Source organism: Mesorhizobium sp. B2-4-1 (genome assembly GCF_006442185.1).
GTDB lineage: Bacteria > Pseudomonadota > Alphaproteobacteria > Rhizobiales > Rhizobiaceae > Mesorhizobium.
Genome location: NZ_VFVN01000003.1, coordinates 191,439 through 208,103, shown reverse-complemented (window position 1 = coordinate 208,103; position 16,665 = coordinate 191,439). Strand labels below are relative to the sequence as shown.

18 protein-coding genes, 1 tRNA gene and 1 pseudogene are annotated in these 16,665 nt (G+C 61.9%); 12 read left to right on the top strand and 8 right to left on the bottom strand.

What is annotated here, in order from left to right:
- The first annotated feature begins 3 nt into the window (after positions 1 to 3).
- From FJ949_RS09355 to FJ949_RS09320, 7 genes are all read left to right on the top strand, one after another.
- Positions 4 to 192 carry a hypothetical protein gene (locus FJ949_RS09355; protein WP_140495432.1) on the top strand — a complete coding sequence of 63 codons (189 nt, stop codon included), beginning with the start codon at positions 4 to 6 and terminating at the stop codon, positions 190 to 192.
- A 24-nt stretch (positions 193 to 216) separates the two neighbouring features.
- A complete protein-coding gene (locus FJ949_RS09350) occupies positions 217 to 522 on the top strand; it encodes a hypothetical protein (protein ID WP_140495430.1) in 306 nt (101 codons plus the stop codon).
- Positions 503 to 703: a hypothetical protein gene (locus FJ949_RS09345; RefSeq protein WP_140495428.1), complete on the top strand. Its 201-nt coding sequence runs from the start codon at positions 503 to 505 to the stop codon at positions 701 to 703. The genes FJ949_RS09350 and FJ949_RS09345 overlap by 20 nt, the downstream gene beginning before the upstream one ends.
- 81 nt (positions 704 to 784) lie before the next feature.
- The gene (locus tag FJ949_RS09340; protein ID WP_140495422.1) at positions 785 to 2,764 is read left to right on the top strand and encodes a hypothetical protein; all 1,980 of its coding nucleotides are present in this window, start codon (positions 785 to 787) and stop codon (positions 2,762 to 2,764) included.
- A 6-nt stretch (positions 2,765 to 2,770) separates the two neighbouring features.
- The gene (locus tag FJ949_RS09335) at positions 2,771 to 3,628 is read left to right on the top strand and encodes a hypothetical protein (RefSeq protein WP_140495420.1); all 858 of its coding nucleotides are present in this window, start codon (positions 2,771 to 2,773) and stop codon (positions 3,626 to 3,628) included.
- A 191-nt stretch (positions 3,629 to 3,819) separates the two neighbouring features.
- Positions 3,820 to 4,443 (top strand): hypothetical protein, encoded by a 624-nt coding sequence (locus FJ949_RS09330; protein ID WP_140495418.1) that lies wholly within the window; start codon positions 3,820 to 3,822, stop codon positions 4,441 to 4,443.
- Between the two features lie 494 nt (positions 4,444 to 4,937).
- The gene (locus FJ949_RS09320) at positions 4,938 to 5,963 is read left to right on the top strand and encodes a site-specific integrase (RefSeq protein ID WP_140495416.1); all 1,026 of its coding nucleotides are present in this window, start codon (positions 4,938 to 4,940) and stop codon (positions 5,961 to 5,963) included.
- Between the two features lie 62 nt (positions 5,964 to 6,025).
- Here the strand turns inward: FJ949_RS09320 and FJ949_RS09315 are convergent.
- A tRNA-Lys gene (locus FJ949_RS09315) sits at positions 6,026 to 6,101 on the bottom strand.
- A 107-nt stretch (positions 6,102 to 6,208) separates the two neighbouring features.
- Positions 6,209 to 7,141, bottom strand: coding sequence for a PhzF family phenazine biosynthesis protein (locus FJ949_RS09310; RefSeq protein ID WP_140495414.1), 933 nt, complete (start codon positions 7,139 to 7,141; stop codon positions 6,209 to 6,211).
- 130 nt (positions 7,142 to 7,271) lie between these two features.
- Between FJ949_RS09310 and FJ949_RS09305 the strand changes: the two genes are divergently transcribed.
- The 3 genes from FJ949_RS09305 to FJ949_RS09295 are packed head-to-tail and all read left to right on the top strand — an operon-like array spanning position 7,272 to position 10,496.
- A complete protein-coding gene (locus FJ949_RS09305) occupies positions 7,272 to 8,564 on the top strand; it encodes an efflux RND transporter periplasmic adaptor subunit (RefSeq protein WP_140495412.1) in 1,293 nt (430 codons plus the stop codon).
- 4 nt (positions 8,565 to 8,568) lie between these two features.
- On the top strand, positions 8,569 to 9,276 hold the full coding sequence (locus FJ949_RS09300) for an ABC transporter ATP-binding protein (protein ID WP_140495410.1): 708 nt from the start codon (positions 8,569 to 8,571) through the stop codon (positions 9,274 to 9,276).
- Positions 9,277 to 9,278: 2 nt separating this feature from the next.
- Complete coding sequence (locus FJ949_RS09295; protein ID WP_140495408.1) at positions 9,279 to 10,496, top strand: ABC transporter permease; 1,218 nt, start codon at positions 9,279 to 9,281, stop codon at positions 10,494 to 10,496.
- Positions 10,497 to 10,520: 24 nt separating this feature from the next.
- Here the strand turns inward: FJ949_RS09295 and FJ949_RS09290 are convergent.
- The 3 genes and pseudogenes from FJ949_RS09290 to FJ949_RS09280 all read right to left on the bottom strand — a co-directional run.
- Positions 10,521 to 10,769, bottom strand: a pseudogene (locus tag FJ949_RS09290) (PIN domain-containing protein); the annotation flags it as partial.
- An 85-nt stretch (positions 10,770 to 10,854) separates the two neighbouring features.
- Positions 10,855 to 11,571 carry a hypothetical protein gene (locus FJ949_RS09285; RefSeq protein ID WP_140495404.1) on the bottom strand — a complete coding sequence of 239 codons (717 nt, stop codon included), beginning with the start codon at positions 11,569 to 11,571 and terminating at the stop codon, positions 10,855 to 10,857.
- Positions 11,572 to 11,574: 3 nt separating this feature from the next.
- Entirely contained in the window at positions 11,575 to 12,687 is a 1,113-nt protein-coding gene (locus FJ949_RS09280) for an endonuclease/exonuclease/phosphatase family protein (RefSeq protein WP_140495402.1), read from the bottom strand.
- A 188-nt stretch (positions 12,688 to 12,875) separates the two neighbouring features.
- Between FJ949_RS09280 and FJ949_RS09275 the strand changes: the two genes are divergently transcribed.
- Positions 12,876 to 13,445, top strand: coding sequence for a BA14K family protein (locus tag FJ949_RS09275; RefSeq protein WP_140495400.1), 570 nt, complete (start codon positions 12,876 to 12,878; stop codon positions 13,443 to 13,445).
- A gap of 69 nt (positions 13,446 to 13,514) precedes the next feature.
- On the opposite strand, the gene ilvC is transcribed toward FJ949_RS09275, so the two are convergent.
- From ilvC to FJ949_RS09260, 3 genes are all read right to left on the bottom strand, one after another.
- A complete protein-coding gene (ilvC, locus tag FJ949_RS09270) occupies positions 13,515 to 14,534 on the bottom strand; it encodes a ketol-acid reductoisomerase (RefSeq protein ID WP_140495398.1) in 1,020 nt (339 codons plus the stop codon).
- Positions 14,535 to 14,559: 25 nt separating this feature from the next.
- The gene (locus tag FJ949_RS09265) at positions 14,560 to 15,213 is read right to left on the bottom strand and encodes a TetR/AcrR family transcriptional regulator (protein ID WP_140495392.1); all 654 of its coding nucleotides are present in this window, start codon (positions 15,211 to 15,213) and stop codon (positions 14,560 to 14,562) included.
- A 150-nt stretch (positions 15,214 to 15,363) separates the two neighbouring features.
- Positions 15,364 to 15,822 (bottom strand): MarR family winged helix-turn-helix transcriptional regulator, encoded by a 459-nt coding sequence (locus FJ949_RS09260; RefSeq protein WP_140495867.1) that lies wholly within the window; start codon positions 15,820 to 15,822, stop codon positions 15,364 to 15,366.
- 100 nt (positions 15,823 to 15,922) lie between these two features.
- Between FJ949_RS09260 and FJ949_RS09255 the strand changes: the two genes are divergently transcribed.
- A complete protein-coding gene (locus tag FJ949_RS09255) occupies positions 15,923 to 16,660 on the top strand; it encodes a glutathione S-transferase family protein (RefSeq protein ID WP_140495390.1) in 738 nt (245 codons plus the stop codon).
- Positions 16,661 to 16,665 lie beyond the last annotated feature (5 nt).

Genomic DNA, 16,665 nt, shown 5'->3' with positions numbered 1-16,665 from the left:
TCCATGTCCAAGAAATACGACGTCACGATTGTCGAGACCGTCATACACAGCTTCACCATCGACGTCGAGTCCGACGAAGATCCCCGCGAAGCTGCCGGCGAGGCCTTCGTTCAGGCGAAGAAATTCGAGGAGCTGGAGAACTACGGTCTCGTGGTCTGTGAACGGGAGGTGGAGAATATCACCGCCCAGTGACACCAACAAGAAGGTCCATTTCACATGACACCAAAGCAGAAAGAGATGCTCATCCGAGGGCTCCTGACCGACCGCCTCTACCCCAGCGGCGGCGAGTACAACACCCTGAAGTCCCTTTGGATGAAGGGGTGGACAACCGACGCTTGGCATCTTGGCCGCAAAGACATCACCGCGGCAGGGCTCGAAGCCCTCGAACTCAACAGCGAACCCATCGAAATCATCCAGGTCGGATTTACCGAACTCGTGCTCGTCAAGGGCCAGCCCGTAGCACGGGTCCTGGATGGAAAGCGCAAGCAAATGGAGACACTCCTTGCAGATCAAAGTCTATGAACCGACCACCGGCGACGTGCTGACCCGCGCAGACGTCGCCAATATGAAGCTGCCCTTCGAACGAGGGTGGGACAAGTACTGGGTCACAAGCCCGACAGGCCGCGTCATCGGCCAGCACGACAACTACCAGGCGGCCGAGCTTCAGCTCCGCGTCCTCCGTCCGCTGCCCATGGCGGCCTAAACACCAACATCCCTTCTCAATCGCTTCTTCCCGCCTCGGATCATCCGGGGCAACGGCGAAGCCATGCACAAGGACAAGACCATGAAAATGCTCAACACGGCCCGCGCCGAAGACTTCCACACCGCCGGTGTCACCGAGGCCCGCTCTTTTGGCTTCGAAATGAACGCCTTCGCTTTTCACGCCGTCATCGACGGCATCTACTCGGACAAAATCCTGGCGCCGGTACGTGAATACGCCACCAATGCCTATGATGCCCACCGCATGGTCGGCAAGGACGACGTGCCTTTCCTCCTGATGGCTCCGTCGATCTTCAGCCCGTACTTCATGGTCAGGGACTTCGGCCCCGGCATGAGCCACGAGGATGTGATGCAGCGCGCCACGACGCTGTTCGGCTCGGACAAACGCGACAACAACGACCAGGTCGGCATGCTCGGTCTCGGCATGAAGTCGGCCTTCGCCTACACCAAGCAGTACACGATCACCTGCTTCGACGGCTCGTACAAGCGGGAATACATCTGTTTCCTGGACGCCACTGGCATGCCGACCGTGAGCCTGGCCGCCGAGGGCGAGAGCAATGAGCCTGGTGGTGTGATGATCAAGTTCCCTGTCCAGCAGGGCGACATCGACCGTTTCCACACCGCCATCGAGAAGGTGATGATCGGCTTCGACCCGATGCCGAACGTGCTCAATGACCACTGGGCGCCGGCCGGCGTCACGACCCTCATGGAGGGTACCGACTATCGCATCGTCAACTCGAGACACATCAACCGGCCCCATATCCGTCAGGGCTGCGTGCTCTACCCGCTGGACATTGAGCAGCTGGTCTCCGTGGACGACAACGGCGAACGCCAGATCCCGATCATCATCGACGTGCCGATCGGCACGGCCAGCGTGTCCACCTCTCGCGAGCAGCTTGGCTACGACGAGGTGACGAAGGATAATCTGCGGATGATCTGGCAGAAGGTGCGCCAGGACATCAGGACCGAGCTCCAGGCTGCGCTCGACGAACCGGACAACTATCTCGATGCCTGCGTTCGGTATCGTGAGTTGAGCGGCAGGCTCGGCAAGGCCATGCTCAAGGAACCGAAATGGCGTGGCCAGCGTCAGCTGCGCACCAAGTTCGGCTTTATCAACGCCGGTCGCGCTGCGGTGCTCGAAGCTTGGGACGACATTAAGTTCTCGCCGCCCCGTCAACCAACCGGCCAGCGCCGCCACTACGCCGATGTCCCGACGATCACGCCGGAGGATCTCAAATCCTACGTCATCGTCTGGCAGGCTGACGACTGTCGCTTTCCGGCCGATCGCATCAGGATGTTCCGCCAGGAGAACGAGGACGCCGACATCCTGTGGGTGAAGGCCTCCAAGAAGGAGTGGATCGTCGAGTACTTCGGCGTCGAGGACGTCGTCGATCTCAACAAGATTGAACGGCTGAAGCTGCCCCGCGTCACGAGGTACCGGGTCGCCCTGACCAAGCAGGACATCCGTCGCTTCGATCAGAACCGGAGCATCATCCTGGAGCCGGAGAAGGCGATCTACGTCTACTCCGAGGGCGCCCACTACGACGTCTTCGGCACGGTGCTGGAGTTCGACACGGTGAGAGACCGCTACACCAAGCGGCTCCGTAATATAGGCGTCGACACCGAGATCATCGTCCTGATGAAGAACCAGCGCGACCTGCCGAAGGACCGGCCGGGTTGGGTTCACCTCGACGATCTGCTCCGCGACACCGCCGCCGGTTTCAATGCCAGGGCGTATGCCGTGAAGTCGGACGTCACGGCGTTCCGCAACCAGCGCCTGGTCAACGTGCTCAAGGACAAGCTGGAACTCCTGCCGAAGCGGCTGCGCGACCTTCTCCAGAAGGCCATCAACATGCCGTCGAACAGCTACGAGGATGTCCTTCGTCAGCAGCTGTGGACCGAAGTGACCGGCAAGACCCTGCCGGCGCTGAAGACGGACTTCCACGAGAAGTTCACCAAGCTGACCAGCGCCTACCCCCTGCTCAAGGTGCTCTGCGACAACAATGAGCACCTGACCCACTATCTCAAACTGATCACGAGGTAATCACTGATGATCCCGCACGTCATTTCTGGGAACACGATCTCCGCCTTCATTGGCGGAGATCTGAAGACCATCGACAGCAGCCATCCGAACTTCGCCACGATCAAGCAGCGGCTCCGCGAAGGCACGGAGGTTGGCGAAGACCTATTCGACCTGGCCGCCGCCCTCCGCCGACACCTCGGCTACGAAGACGAACTGGTCAAGGTCGGCCCGGATGGCATGACCTACAATGACCGGCCGATCAACAACTTCCTCACGATGCGGATCATCGACCTGGTGCGTCGAGGTCAGCCGGCCACGCCGTGGATCAACTTCTTCAAGCGGCTGCAGCTCAACCCCGACCCCAATGTCAGGGACGAGCTGTTCGACTGGCTCGAACGTGGGGGCATGCCGATCACACCTGATGGCTACTTCCTGGCCTACAAGAAGGTCGATGACGACTATACGTCGTTCTACGACCACAGCACCATAAACGCGGTCGGGACGACGATCTTCCTGACTGAATATGACCACGACAAGGCGCGTGTCTGCTCCGCCGGCCTGCACTTCTGCTCGTGGGACTACCTGCCTCAATACCACGGCAACACAGGGCGCGTCGTCGTGCTCAAGATCAACCCGGCGGATGTCGTCGGTTTCCAGTCTTCATACACCGGCAAGGGTCGGGCCTGTCGATACATGATCGTCGACGAGATCCCCGAGGATGAGGCGAAGCACGCCTTCCCCGCGCCGGTCTACTCGACAGCCTACGATGACGACGAGGGCTGGTTCTACGACGGTTACGGAGGGCCAACCCCCGAGGACACCGTGGCCACCTTCACCAGCATCTTCGGCGCCGTCAAGGCCTGGACCAAGAGGCTGCTGAACTAGCCAACACCATCCAACAACCAGTCTGAACAAAGGGCGTCCCTCGGGGCGCCCTTTTTCTTTGCGAGGAAAAGATGAACTATCATACGACCCCCGTCTCGCGGAACGTGAAGACTGGTCCCATGCCCGTGATGACGAGCTCCCGTGAGACCTGCCCCGACAGCTGTCCCCTGAAGAAGGGCGGCTGCTACGCAATGACCGGGCCGCTGAAGCTGCACTGGGACATGGTCACCTCGGGAGAGCGAGGCTCGGGCTTGGATGAGGCTCTTCAGCCGATCCGGAAACTCAATCGTGGCGCTATCTGGCGTTACGGACAGGCTGGGGATCTGCCTGGGGAGAAAGACACAATCGATCGCGCCGGCGTTTTAAAAATTGCAAAGGCAAGCAAGGGAAAGCGAGCGATTATCTTCACCCATAAGCCACCGAGCCTTGATAATATCGCAATTATTAGAGAGGCCGCAGCTGAAGGATTGAACATCAACCTCTCTGCCGACAGCATCGAGAAGGCAGACAACCTGGCCGACCTGGGTCTACCAGTAGCGGTAGTATTGAATTCCGAATACGGAAGAAGAAAAGATGAAAGCCTGAGTGAATACCGCCGTAGGGCAAAAGACTTAGCTAACTACACTCCAAAAGGTAGGAAAATTGCTGTCTGCCCCGCGACCTATACCGACGTTAGTTGTACACAGTGTGGCGTATGTGCCGATGGAGAACGAAAGGGAGTGATAGTAGGCTTCCCCGCCCACGGTACGAAAAAGAAACGGGTGGACGAAATTGCTGGACATGCCGGAAAAAGATCAGATCACGGAAGCAGATAAGGAGACGATCAACAACCTCCTGCTGGAGCTCGCAACAGAGCTCGACCTTCATTACGACGATGAGGACATGTTTGCTCTGTCCCCATCGTTCAAAGTCATCAGGGATGGCGTCAAACTCTTGGAGAAACTTCGGTACCCCGTGAATGAGGACGTACTTCGAATATTAGCGAGGTTTAATAAATCCCATCATTAAATGTTAATTTTCTGTTACGAAAAGTGATTTTTCCTCTTGTGCTAGGGTGTCCCAATCCGGTACAGACCTGCCCATAAAACAAGCATTCAAAGGTTTGGTGGGCGGAAATCGTGCTTTGGATATCAGCCAAGCAGCTGGCGGACGCGTTGAGCGTGTCCGACAGAACAATCCGGTATTGGGCGGCCCGGGGCATGATCCCTGGCGCCGCACGAATTGGGAGGCAATTCCGCTTTCGCTTGACAGAAGTCGAGGGTTGGCTGAACACCATGGATGTTTCTCAACAACAGAGGAAGGTCCATCAATGGCCGATATCTACCTACGAGAAGGATCAACGATCTACCAAGCCCGTCTCCGCGTCGGGGACGACACCGTCAGAAAATCCACTGGGCTTAAATGTCCAAAGGCTGCTCAAGCGGAGGCAGATCGGCTTGAACAAGAACTGAACGCCGCGCTCATCCTGGACGGCGATATCACCCTCATCAAGGCGACGGAGCTGCTCTTTGCGCACCCCCGGCGCCGGCCATATTCGAAGAACACCAAGCGCCACTACACGACGAGTTTGACCAACGTCGTCGAGGTGCTGGGCGATATCACTCTGCGTGTACTAGATGAAGCGAAGGTGAAGACCTATATCAAGGAGAAGCTCAAGACGGGTAAGACGGTCCAGCTTCGGCGCGACCTTGCCTTCCTGAGCCTGCTGCTGACGTTTGCCAAAAGGAGACTAGACTGCGGTGTGACCTACAACGCGGTGAAGGAGGTCGACAAGGGCGACATTCCCGACGCCACGAGGCGCGAGGTCTATCTGCAGCGTCACCATTACGAGAAGCTGCTGGCGGCCTGCACGAACCAGGAGCAACGCCTATTCGTCACCCTGGCCGTCTGGACCGGTATGCGGCACCAGGAGATCATGAAGCTTGAGTGGAGCGAGATAAACCCCAAGCTGACCGCGATACAACTGGACGGCGAGCGCGTGAAAAACAGCAGCCCCAGGCGAATACCGCTCCGTCAGGAGGTGCGCGACACACTCGCACACACACCGAAGGACCAGCGGAAGGGATATGTGTTCATTGGAGAAGAGGAGGGTAAACCACAATACAGCTTTGCGAAGAGGTGGTTGGGCATCCGCAAGCGCGCGGGCATGCCAAAGCTTCACATTCACGATCTGCGCCATACGTTCGCCAGCTGGCTGCTTCAGTCCGGTGTGGCAGACAAAACGACCCAGGATCTGATGGGACATAAGACGGACTCGATGACCCGTCGCTATTCCCACAACAGCCTGAAGTCGCTGAAGAAGGCGATCGACCAGATGGAGGCCGACACACTTTGAAACACAGTGCCTGCTGATTTATTTTTGATGATTGGAATTACAGCGGTTTTTCAAGGACTTAGTGGTGGGTGCGACAGGGATTGAACCTGTGACCCGCTGATTAAGAGTCAGCTGCTCTACCAACTGAGCTACGCACCCACTCGGCCGGCAAAAACCGGCGTTGGCGGGCATATAGCCGCCGATGCCGGTCCTGTCCAGCCCTGCCGGAATCATTTCCCGACAAATCGCCGAAGTGACGCAGATGGTCAGACGAACAGCTTGCCTTCCGCCACCTTGACCGCGTTGCCACCGATGCGCGCCGAGACCAGTTTTCCGCCCTGTACACTTAGTTCCAGGCGGATACGCGAGGGCCGCCCCATCTCCAGCCCCTGTTCGATCCACAGCTGCGAAACGCCATCCGTCGGAGCGTCGAAATGCATGACGGCGCCGGCGAAAGCCGCCGCCGCCGAGCCGGTCGCCGGGTCCTCGTAGGAAGGCGTGCCGGGCACGATCATGCGCACATGGAAGGCGCTCTCGTGGTTCACCGTCTCTCGGCAATAGACATAGGGACTGGCAAAGGCCCATTCGCTCTTGCGGGGCGCCAGTTCCGACCAGGCCTGGTTGTCGAGCCGGATCCGGCCGGCCGCCTCCAGATTGGCCACCGGTATGGTCACATAGGGCACGCCGGCTGACCAGAACGCGACGCGGTGATTCTCGAAACCGATCTCGTGCGGCGCCAGGCCAAGGGCGGCGCCGATCGCCACCGGGTCGGCTTCGAGCTTCAGCGGCTCCGGCAGCTTCGCCAGGTCGAATTCGGCGAAGGTGGCGCCATCGTGCTTGCTGACGGCACAGCGCACCGGGCCGATGTTTTCCTCCAGCACGAAAATGCTCGCAGCGCCGTCATTGTCGGCCATTTCAGCGAGCGCGATATCGGCCAGTTCGGCCAGCGCGATCGCCGAGCCCACGGTCGGGTGGCCGGCGAAAGGCATTTCATAATCGGGCGTGAAGATGCGGATACGGGCGCGGTGCTTGGGATTGTCCGGCGGCAGCACGAACACCGATTCCGACAGGTTGAACTCTCGTGCGATGGCCTGCATCGCAGCCGTGTCCAGTCCGCCGCTGTCCAACACCACCGCCAGCGGGTTGCCGGCCAGCCGATCGGTCGTAAACACATCGTAAAGCAAGTAATCGCGTCTCATGGAGGAAACCTTCCGCTTTGATCCGAATTTCTGCCTCAATCCCAACATGAGCGAAATTTAATTTGATATTCGAACCATTAGCACTGATCTGTGCACTCATAGGGACTTATTGCGCTTCAGGGGGTCCGGCGTGGACCAGATTGTCAATCTGCCAAAGACGGAATCGGATTCCGCCATCGAGACCGCGCTCGGGCTCGACCAGACGGGGCGGCGCAAGAATCGCCGCCGCGGCTGGCTCTATGCGCTGCTGGCGCTGATCGTCCTTGTCGCGGCTTTTGCCGGCTACCAGTGGTATGCCGGCTCGCCGGTCAAGATCGACTATACGACGGCGCCCGCCGCCAAGGCCGACCTCACTGTCGAGGTTTCGGCGACCGGCACCTTGCAGCCCCTCACCCAGGTCGACATTTCCAGCCAGCTCTCGGGCATCATCCGTTCAGTCTCGGTCAACGAGAACCAGCAGGTCAAGAAGGGCGATGTGCTGGCCGCGCTCGACACCGCCAAGCTGCAGGTGCAGATCGAACGCGCCGAGGCATCCGCCAAGGCGGCCGCCGCCAATGTCGCGGACGCCACCGTGACGCTGGCCGAGAATGAAAGCGCGCTCGTGCGCGCCGCCGCCCTCACCAAGCGCGGCATGGCCACCGACCAGTCGCTCGAAGCGGCGACCGCGACCCGCGACCGTTCGAAGGCAGCGCTCGATAGCGCCGAGGCCAATCTCGCCATCGCCAACGCCGACCTGAAATCGCAGCAGACCGACCTTGCCAACAGCACCATCTATGCGCCGATCGACGGCATCGTGCTGACGCGCTCTGTCGACCCCGGCCAGACGGTCGCCTCCTCCTTGCAGGCGCCGGTGCTGTTCATCATCGCCGCCGATCTCAGGAACATGGAACTGGTGGCGGCGGTCGACGAAGCCGATATTGGCGCGGTGAAGCCGGGCCAGCATGCCCGCTTCACCGTGGATGCCTTCCCGGAGCGGCCGTTCGACGCCGAGATCCGCGACATCTCCTACGCCTCGGTCACCACCGACGGCGTCGTCACCTACAATGCGCGGCTCGAGGTCGACAACAACGAGCTGTTGCTGCGCCCCGGCATGACGGCCACTGTTTCGGTCGTCACCCGGCAGGCCAAGGACGTGCTGACCGTCCCCTCCTCCGCCTTCCGCTATCGTCCTGCGCAGCAGGCCGCCCGCGGCTGGAGCCTGAGCGACCTGTTCACCGGCCGCATGGGACGTCCCGGCGGCAATCGCCAGCGCCAGGCGGCAGCGCCGCCGACCGACGGCTCACGCATGCTCTACGTGCTGGAGAAAGGCCGTCCGCATCCGGTCAACGTCAGGATCGGCTCGACCGACGGCGAGCTGACCGAGATCACCTCGGGCCTGTCGGAGGGGGCGCAGGTCATCACGGCCTCGCAGCAGCGGAGCTGACGCCGTGGCGATGGGCGCCCCCCTCATCACCTTCGACAAGGTCTGGAAGACCTACGGCCATGGCGAAGCCAAGGTGCACGCGCTGGCCGGCGTCGACCTGGCGATCCGGCGCGGCGAATTCGTCGCCATCATGGGCCCGTCCGGCTCCGGCAAATCGACGGCGATGAACATCATCGGCTGCCTCGACACGCCGACCGCCGGCACCTATTCCTTCATGGGCGTCGATGCTGGCCGGCTCGACCGCAACCGCCGCGCCATGCTGCGCAACCTCTATGTCGGCTTCGTCTTCCAGGGCTATAATCTGCTGACGCGCACCACGGCGGCGGAAAATGTCGAACTGCCGCTGATCTATCGCGGCGTGGCCGGCCGCGAGCGCCGCGATCTTGCCATGCAGGCGCTGGCGCAAGTCGGCCTTGTCGGTCGCGAGCATCACACGCCGGCCGAGCTTTCCGGCGGCCAGCAACAGCGCGTGGCGATCGCGCGCGCCATCGTCACGAGGCCGACGCTGCTCGTCGCCGACGAACCGACCGGCAATCTCGACACTGCCCGCACGCACGAGATCATGGAGTTGCTGACGCAACTGAACAAGGAGCTTGGCTTGACCATCACCATGGTCACCCACGAGGCCGACGTCGCCGAATATGCCGAGCGCACGGTGCGCTTCCTCGACGGCCATGTCGCCTCCGACACCATGACCGTCGAGGTGGCCTGACAATGCTCTGGGAAACCGTCCGCCTCTCCTTGCGCTCGATCCGCCGCAACATGCTGCGCTCGTTCCTGACCTTGCTCGGCATCGTCATCGGCGTCGCCGCGGTCATCGCCATGCTCACCATTGGCGCCGGCACCACCGCCAAGGTCAAGGACGACATCGCCAAGCTCGGCAGCAATCTTCTGGTTGTGCGCTCCGGCCGCCCGGCCGGTCCCGGCGGCCCGGGCGGGCTCGACCAGGTCGTCCGTCCGCTCACCGAAAAGGATCTTGCCGCGCTCATTGCCCATCTGACAGGCGCACGCGCCATTTCGCCGGCCTCGCAGAAGCAGGTCCGCGTCATCTTCGGTACCGAGAGCCTGACCTCCGGCGTCACCGGCACCGACAGTGCCTATCTCGATGCTCGCGACTGGAAACTGGTCTCAGGCCGTTCGTTCAGTGAGTCCGAGACCCGCTCGGGCACCGGCGTATGCCTGATCGGTGAGACGGTGCGCCAGCAGTTCTTCGGTGCCGGCGACCCGGAGGGCGAAATCATCCGCGTCAACCGCACCTCCTGCAAGATCATCGGCCTGCTCGAGCCGAAGGGCTATACCGGCTTCGGCCAGGACCAGGACAATGTCGTGTTGATGCCGCTGCATGCCTATCAGCGGCGCATTGCAGGCAACCGCAACATCGACAACATCTACGTCGCCGCCGACGACCGCACCCCGACCAGCGAGCTGCAGCCGCGCGTCGAGGATATTCTGCGCGACGCCAGACGCCTCACGCCCGACCGCGAAAGCGATTTCGCGATCCGCGACATGACCCAGATCGCCGATGCCATGGCCAGCGCCACCACCACCATGACCGGCATGCTGGGCGCGGTCGCCGGCGTCAGCCTGCTGGTCGGCGGCATCGGCATCATGAACATCATGCTGGTGTCGGTCACCGAGCGCACCCGCGAGATCGGCATCAGGCTCGCCATCGGCGCGCATGAAAAGCACATCCTCATCCAGTTCCTGGTCGAGGCGACGGTGCTGTCGCTGCTCGGCGGCATCATCGGCATCCTGATCGGGCTCTCGCTGGCCGGTCTCGCCTCGGCGACGCTGGCCATTCCCTTTGCGCCGAGCACGGCAGTCATCCTGCTCGCCGTCGGCTTTTCCGCGCTGATCGGCATGGTCTTCGGCTTCTTCCCGGCGCTGCGCGGCGCCAGGCTCGACCCGATCGACGCGCTGCGGCATGAATAAGGCGATTGGAAAGCAAAGGCGCGGCTACGACGCTGTTTCCCAGGGATTGATCGTATTCAATCCGGCGGCCGCGAATGGGCCGGTGTCGCGGGTGGCGACCGTAAGACCGTTTGCTGCGGCCGTGGCCGCGATGTAGGCATCCGCATTGCCGATCGCCTTGCCTGAGGCTCTCGCCTTTACCATGAGGTCGGCATAGGCGCGCGACGCGTCGAGGTCGAAAGGCAGAATGCGGCCTGCAAACAGTGGCAACACATCCTGATCGAGACGATTGTCCGCGCACGCACCCGATGTTTGGGGTTGCAGGCAGCCACTCAGACCTTCGTATGCCGGCATTGGCGATCAGCACGGAAGGTAAGGTTTAGTCCGCGTTCGCAAAATGCCACTCGATCAGCGGCTTCATGTGCGGCATCAGCCCGTGCGGCAGGTCGGCGGCGTGGCGGATGATGACCGGACCGACGATCTCCGGTTCGGCCTCGGTTGCGACGAAGGCCGAGATGCGCCGCGCGATCTCCTCGGCGGGCTCGGGAACCCGGTATCGGCGGAAGATCACCGTGCCGCTTTCCGTCGACAGGGCATGGTAATGCAGGCCGCGTGCGGCGCCTGAAATGTCGAGGCCGGTTTCTTCCCGCACCTCGCGGATCATATTGAAATCGACATCGACGAGGCCATCGCGAAAATCGGCCGGTTCGAAGGAACCGGCGGCGAAATAGACGCGGCCGGCAGTAACGGTGTGGGCGGCCATGCGAATCGCCACCAGCGCATTGTCGCCGGCCACGAGCATGGCATGGGCATAGGCGTGCTCGGCGCCCGAATTCTCGCGCCGCTTCCGCCAGAGCATGAAGGTGGAGTAGTTGACCGCGTGGCACCGGCCGACGAGGCGATTGTCGCGCCAGGCAAGTCGCGAGAGCAGCACCACGGGACCGTCGAACAGCGCGGGGTTGGCCGCGATCTCGTGCTGCCAGTTCGCGGCGATCGCCTCGGCATTGTCCAGCGCGAAAGGATGCGGGCCGGGGTCGAGCCTGACATCGACGGCGTCGACCGGCAAAATGACATTGCGCGGCAGGTCGAAGCTCACGGTTCAGGCCATGTCCAGCGTGATCGCCACCGGACAATGGTCCGATGCCTTCGGCCGGTCCCAGCCGGCGCGCGGAAAGCGCTCCACTTCCTGGCCGGCAGGAAAGATCGTGCGCCAGGGCTGGCCGTTGCGGATGATGTCCGGGACGGCGGTGGCGTTCTTAGCCGCCAATCCCTTGGACAGCAGGATATAATCGAGCTGGCACAAATGCCGCTCTTGCGGCCCACGCGTGTGGTAGAAGGTCCAGCGGTTCATTTCCGGCCGCCTCTCGACCACGTTTTCGCAAAAACCGCCAGCCGTCAGCACGTTGATGCAGGACAGGTTCTCGTCGACCACCTCGAAACGATAGCCGTCGAATTCGTCGCCGGCGATCTTCACGCGCTGGCGGTAATCGTTCATGTCGCCGCAGATCGCCCAGCGCTTGTCGGCTGCATGATCCGCCCCGAAGCGCTCCTCGATGATCCGGCGCACCGCCTGCGCCTCCGCGATGCGGATCGGCATCGTCGCTTCACGCCCGTCGAGCCCGTTGCGGGGCGAGCCCATCGACTTGAAGTGCACGAGATAGAGCGTCAGCGGCGAGCCGCCCACGGTAATGTCCACTTCCAGGCAGTCGCGCCGGAAGATGCGTTCATTGGGCTGGTTGCCGAGCGCCGCCAGCTCCGGCGTGTGCAGCCCGAACTGTTCATAGGTCACATAGGCGTGGCTGGTCATGCGCACGAATTCGATGGGCTGGCCCTGCGCGGTCTCGCTGCGCATCATCACGGCGACGTCGATGCCGCGCGAATCATTGCCGGTAGCGGTGTACTTCTGGCGGTAGCCCTGCCCCACCATCTTGAAAAGATAGCCATATTCGAACGCCTTGAGGGCTTCGATATTGTCGACCTCCTGCATGCAGATGATATCCGCGCGCGTGGCCGCTATGGCCAGCGCCGTCAGCTGCCGCATGTCGTCCGACTGCGCGATGGCGCGGGCCTGCTCCAGCATCTTGTACTCGGCCTCGCTCTGGATATCGAAGAGAGCCAGCGTCCGGTCCTCGTTGAGCTGGTTGCGGTATCCGGAGAAATCGAACCTGTTCATCAGGTTCTCGACGTTGAAGGTTGCAAGACGCAGCGACATATCATGACCTTTGCCCGCAAGCGCGGCAGAAAACAAGGCCGGGCAACCACCAGCTGGAATCGATTGATCCTGGCGCGCCTCGCGCCATGGTTGAGGGAACCTTTCCGTTCATCCGCCGTTCAGACGCAAAGACCCACAGTGGGCCCATCCCAGGGTCGGCGTGGGGCCTGTTCTCTTGGAGAAGTGCAATGAACGCGCTCTTTTCTTCCACAGTCAAATCCGGGCTGATAGCGCTCGGTATCTTCTCCGGCATCACGGCACCATCCGCTGCCGGACCAATCCTTCAGCCGGAGCTGTCGATCCCAGCCAGCACCGCGGCGCCGACGGTCACGCCTGTGCGTGACAGCTGGGCCGGCGGCAACAACCGGAGCTTCAACAACGACTGGAGATGGCGCCGGTCGGGCGGGTGGAACCACGGCAATTGGAACCGCGGCGATTGGGGCGGCCGTCACTGGAGCGGTCGTCACTGGAACGGCGGCGATGATTGGCGTTGGCGCCGCCACCATTATCGCGGCCGCTACTATGATGACAGCGCCGGCGCCGCGATCCTGGGGCTTGGCTTGGGGCTCGGCCTCGGCAGCATGTACAACAACTACAATTACTACGATGCACCGCCGCGCCGCTACTATCGCGCCGGCCGGCTGTCGAGCGCCCATGTCCGGTGGTGCTACAACAGATACCGCTCGTATCGCGCTTACGACAACACCTTCCAGCCCTATAACGGCCCACGCCAGCAGTGCTACTCGCCCTATCGCTGAGCCAGGCCGCACAATCCTGCAATAAAAAACGGCGCCGCGCGGCGCCGTTTCTTTTGGAGCGTGGATCGCTCAGTTCTTCGCCTTGTCGACCAGCTTGTTCTTGGAGATCCACGGCATCATCGCGCGCAGCTTGGCGCCGACTTCCTCGATCTGATGGCTGTCGTTGTTGCGGCGGATGCCCTTGAAACGCGACAGGCCGGCACGGTATTCCTGCATCCACTCCGAGGTGAACTTGCCGGTCTGGATATCCTTCAGCACCCGCTTCATCTCGGCCTTTGTCTCTGCGGTGATGATGCGCGGCCCCGAGACATATTCGCCCCATTCGGCGGTGTTCGAGATCGAGTAATTCATGTTGGCGATGCCGCCTTCATAGATCAGGTCGACGATCAGCTTGACCTCGTGCAGGCACTCGAAATAGGCCATTTCGGGCGCATAGCCGGCTTCCACCAGCGTCTCGAACCCGGCGCGGATCAACTCCACCAGGCCGCCGCACAGCACGACCTGCTCGCCGAACAGATCGGTCTCGCATTCCTCGCGGAAATTGGTCTCGATGATACCCGAACGGCCGCCGCCGACGCCGCAGGCGTAGGAGAGCGCGAGGTCGAGTGCGTTGCCCGAAGCATCCTGGTTGACGGCGACCAGGCACGGCACGCCGCCGCCCTTCTGGTATTCGCCGCGCACCGTATGGCCGGGCCCCTTCGGCGCGATCATGACGACGTCGACCGTCGACTTCGGCTCGATCAGGCCGAAATGCACGTTGAGGCCATGCGCGAAGGCGATTGCCGCGCCGTCGCGGATGTTCGGCGCGATCTCGTTTTTGTAGATGTCGGCCTGCAATTCGTCGGGCGTCGCCATCATCATCAGGTCGGCCCATTTGGCGGCGTCGGCCACGCTCATCACCTTGAGCCCGTCGGCCTCGACCTTCTTGGCGGTCGCCGATCCGGCCTTGAGGCCGATGGCGATCTCCTTGGCGCCGGAATCCTTGAGGTTGAGCGCATGCGCCCGGCCCTGGCTGCCATAGCCGATGATGGCGACCTTCTTGCCCTTGATCAGGTTGAGATCGGCATCACGATCGTAATAGACGCGCATTTTTGTCTTCCTTCCCGTTTGAAGATCAGAGGCCTTGCGGCCCGGTTTTTGCTCCGAAAAGAGCGAGAAACTGCTGCGTCGCGCGGACGGCATCACCGCCGATCGCCGCCTCAGTCAATTCCAGCCGGTCGCCAAGCAAGAGACGGATCTGCACGTCGCGGGCGACCAGCCCGAAAAACGTACGGAACGCCGTCTCGGCGTCCGAGAAATCGAGCAGCCCGGCCTGGCGGCCGGCCTCCAGCACCGGCTTCAGGCGCTTGGCGAGGGCAAACCGCCCGTTCTCCAGCACCACCGCGCCAAGATCATCCTTGCCCGAACCGGCATGGCCGACCGCCACTCGGTTGAGCGCGACAGAAGTGTCGCTGGAAATGACCTTCAGCCAGTCGGAAGCAAATCGCTCCAGGCTCGCGGCCAACGACGCAAGGTCGAGCCCCCTGCCGTCGACCGCCGTCACCCGCACCTTCGAGGCCTGCCATTGCACAGTCGCCGTCAGCAGTCCGTCGCGGTCGCCGAACCATTTGTAGAGCGTTTCCTTGGAGCAGCTCGCCCGGCGTGCCACCGCAGTCATGGTCAGATTGTCGCCCTCTTCGACCAGCAGGCGGAGCGCTGCATCCAGGACCGCCTTCTGACGCTCCGTCAGCGCTTCGCTGTCGTCGATATCGGCATTTGCCTGCAACACGCTCTGTTCCCGTTTGATGGTAGAGCCGTAGATCGCCCGAGCTCAGTACCGTACGTTACGGTTCGGCATATTGCGCAATCCGAAGATCGGCGCAAGGCCAAAATGACGAAATGTCTTTCCCGTGTCCCCGCAGCCGCGCAACGCGTATGTTCAGTCGCCGGCTGGCGGATCGCGCAACCGCCCAACCAAGGCCGATACCGTGTTCAGTTCTTGCGGCGAGAGCTTGTCGCCAACCAGCTCCGCGATCGACCTGCCATAGACGGCCCACATACGCCGGCGCGTCTCTCGTCCCTTGGCCGTGACGCGGACGGTTTGGCCGCGGCCGTCATCAGCCACCGGCAGCTTCTCGACAAACCCGTCAGCCTCAAGTCGAGCCAGCAGCCGCGAAATATTGTACTGCGCGAACAGGGTTCGTTCGATCAGTTGGAACGGCCGCAAGCCGCCCTCGCCCGCCTCAGCGAGTTCGTGCAGCACGTCATACCAGGCAAGCGGCGGCAGGCCGCCTTCCTTCAGCGCGTCTTCAGCACGTTCCACCAGTTGGCGCGATACCCGCATCAGGCGTGCCCAGGTCTTGATGGCCTCCGGCGAAGGCATGGCTGTCTCGATCATGACGGCACCATAAGAGATAGATGCAATTGCATCAAGCTTGACGATCAATGCATTTGCATCTAGATAGATGCGAATGCATTGATATCGAGAGGCAAATCCGATGAAGCATGCCAACACCCTCATTCTCGTCAGCCATCCCCTTTGCCCCTATGTCCAGCGTGCGGCGATCTCGCTGACCGAGAAAGGCGTGCCGTTCGAGCGCGTCGACATCGACCTCGCCAACAAGCCTGACTGGTTCAAGGCGGTCTCGCCGCTCGGCAAGGTGCCGCTGCTGCGCGTGCGGCCGGGGAACGATGAGACGGTGATCTTCGAATCCGCCGTCATCCTCGAATTCCTCGAAGAAACTGAGGCCAATCCCCTCCACCCCGCCGACCCCTATGCCCGTGCCCGGCATCGTGCCTGGATCGAGTATGGCTCAGCCATCCTCAACGCCGTCGGCCGGTTCTATTCGGCGTCGACCGAGGCAGGATTCCTTGCCGAGTCTCGGACGCTGTCGGAAATGTTCGATCGTGTGGAGACCGAATTGGCGGGCGAAGCCGGCCGGACTGGACCATGGTTCGAAGGCGGGCGCTTTTCGCTCGTCGACGCAGTCTACGGCCCTGTCTTCCGCTACATCGATACCTTCGACCGGATCGGCGATTTCGGCATTCTGGACGGCAAACCGCTCGTCCAGGCCTGGCGCCAGGCATTGAGTGGACGCCCGTCCGTCAAGCATGCCGTGGCGCAGGACTATCCACAGCGCCTGCATGCCTTCCTGCGGGCGAAGGGATCGTATCTTTCGACGGTCATTCGCAAGAACGATCGGGCCAGCGCGCTTCCGCCAGCCCAGTTCGGCTGAACGGA

Excerpts from the sequence above, each read along its gene's own strand:
- FJ949_RS09355 (WP_140495432.1), top strand. The coding sequence starts at position 4 with ATGTCCAAGAAATACGACGTCACGATTGTCGAGACCGTCATACACAGC.
- FJ949_RS09350 (WP_140495430.1), top strand. The coding sequence starts at position 217 with ATGACACCAAAGCAGAAAGAGATGCTCATCCGAGGGCTCCTGACCGAC.
- FJ949_RS09340 (WP_140495422.1), top strand. The coding sequence starts at position 785 with ATGAAAATGCTCAACACGGCCCGCGCCGAAGACTTCCACACCGCCGGT.
- FJ949_RS09335 (WP_140495420.1), top strand. The coding sequence starts at position 2,771 with ATGATCCCGCACGTCATTTCTGGGAACACGATCTCCGCCTTCATTGGC.
- FJ949_RS09330 (WP_140495418.1), top strand. The coding sequence starts at position 3,820 with ATGACCGGGCCGCTGAAGCTGCACTGGGACATGGTCACCTCGGGAGAG.
- FJ949_RS09320 (WP_140495416.1), top strand. The coding sequence starts at position 4,938 with ATGGCCGATATCTACCTACGAGAAGGATCAACGATCTACCAAGCCCGT.
- FJ949_RS09310 (WP_140495414.1), bottom strand. The coding sequence starts at position 7,141 with ATGAGACGCGATTACTTGCTTTACGATGTGTTTACGACCGATCGGCTG.
- FJ949_RS09295 (WP_140495408.1), top strand. The coding sequence starts at position 9,279 with ATGCTCTGGGAAACCGTCCGCCTCTCCTTGCGCTCGATCCGCCGCAAC.
- FJ949_RS09280 (WP_140495402.1), bottom strand. The coding sequence starts at position 12,687 with ATGTCGCTGCGTCTTGCAACCTTCAACGTCGAGAACCTGATGAACAGG.
- FJ949_RS09275 (WP_140495400.1), top strand. The coding sequence starts at position 12,876 with ATGAACGCGCTCTTTTCTTCCACAGTCAAATCCGGGCTGATAGCGCTC.
- ilvC (WP_140495398.1), bottom strand. The coding sequence starts at position 14,534 with ATGCGCGTCTATTACGATCGTGATGCCGATCTCAACCTGATCAAGGGC.
- FJ949_RS09260 (WP_140495867.1), bottom strand. The coding sequence starts at position 15,822 with ATGATCGAGACAGCCATGCCTTCGCCGGAGGCCATCAAGACCTGGGCA.
- FJ949_RS09255 (WP_140495390.1), top strand. The coding sequence starts at position 15,923 with ATGAAGCATGCCAACACCCTCATTCTCGTCAGCCATCCCCTTTGCCCC.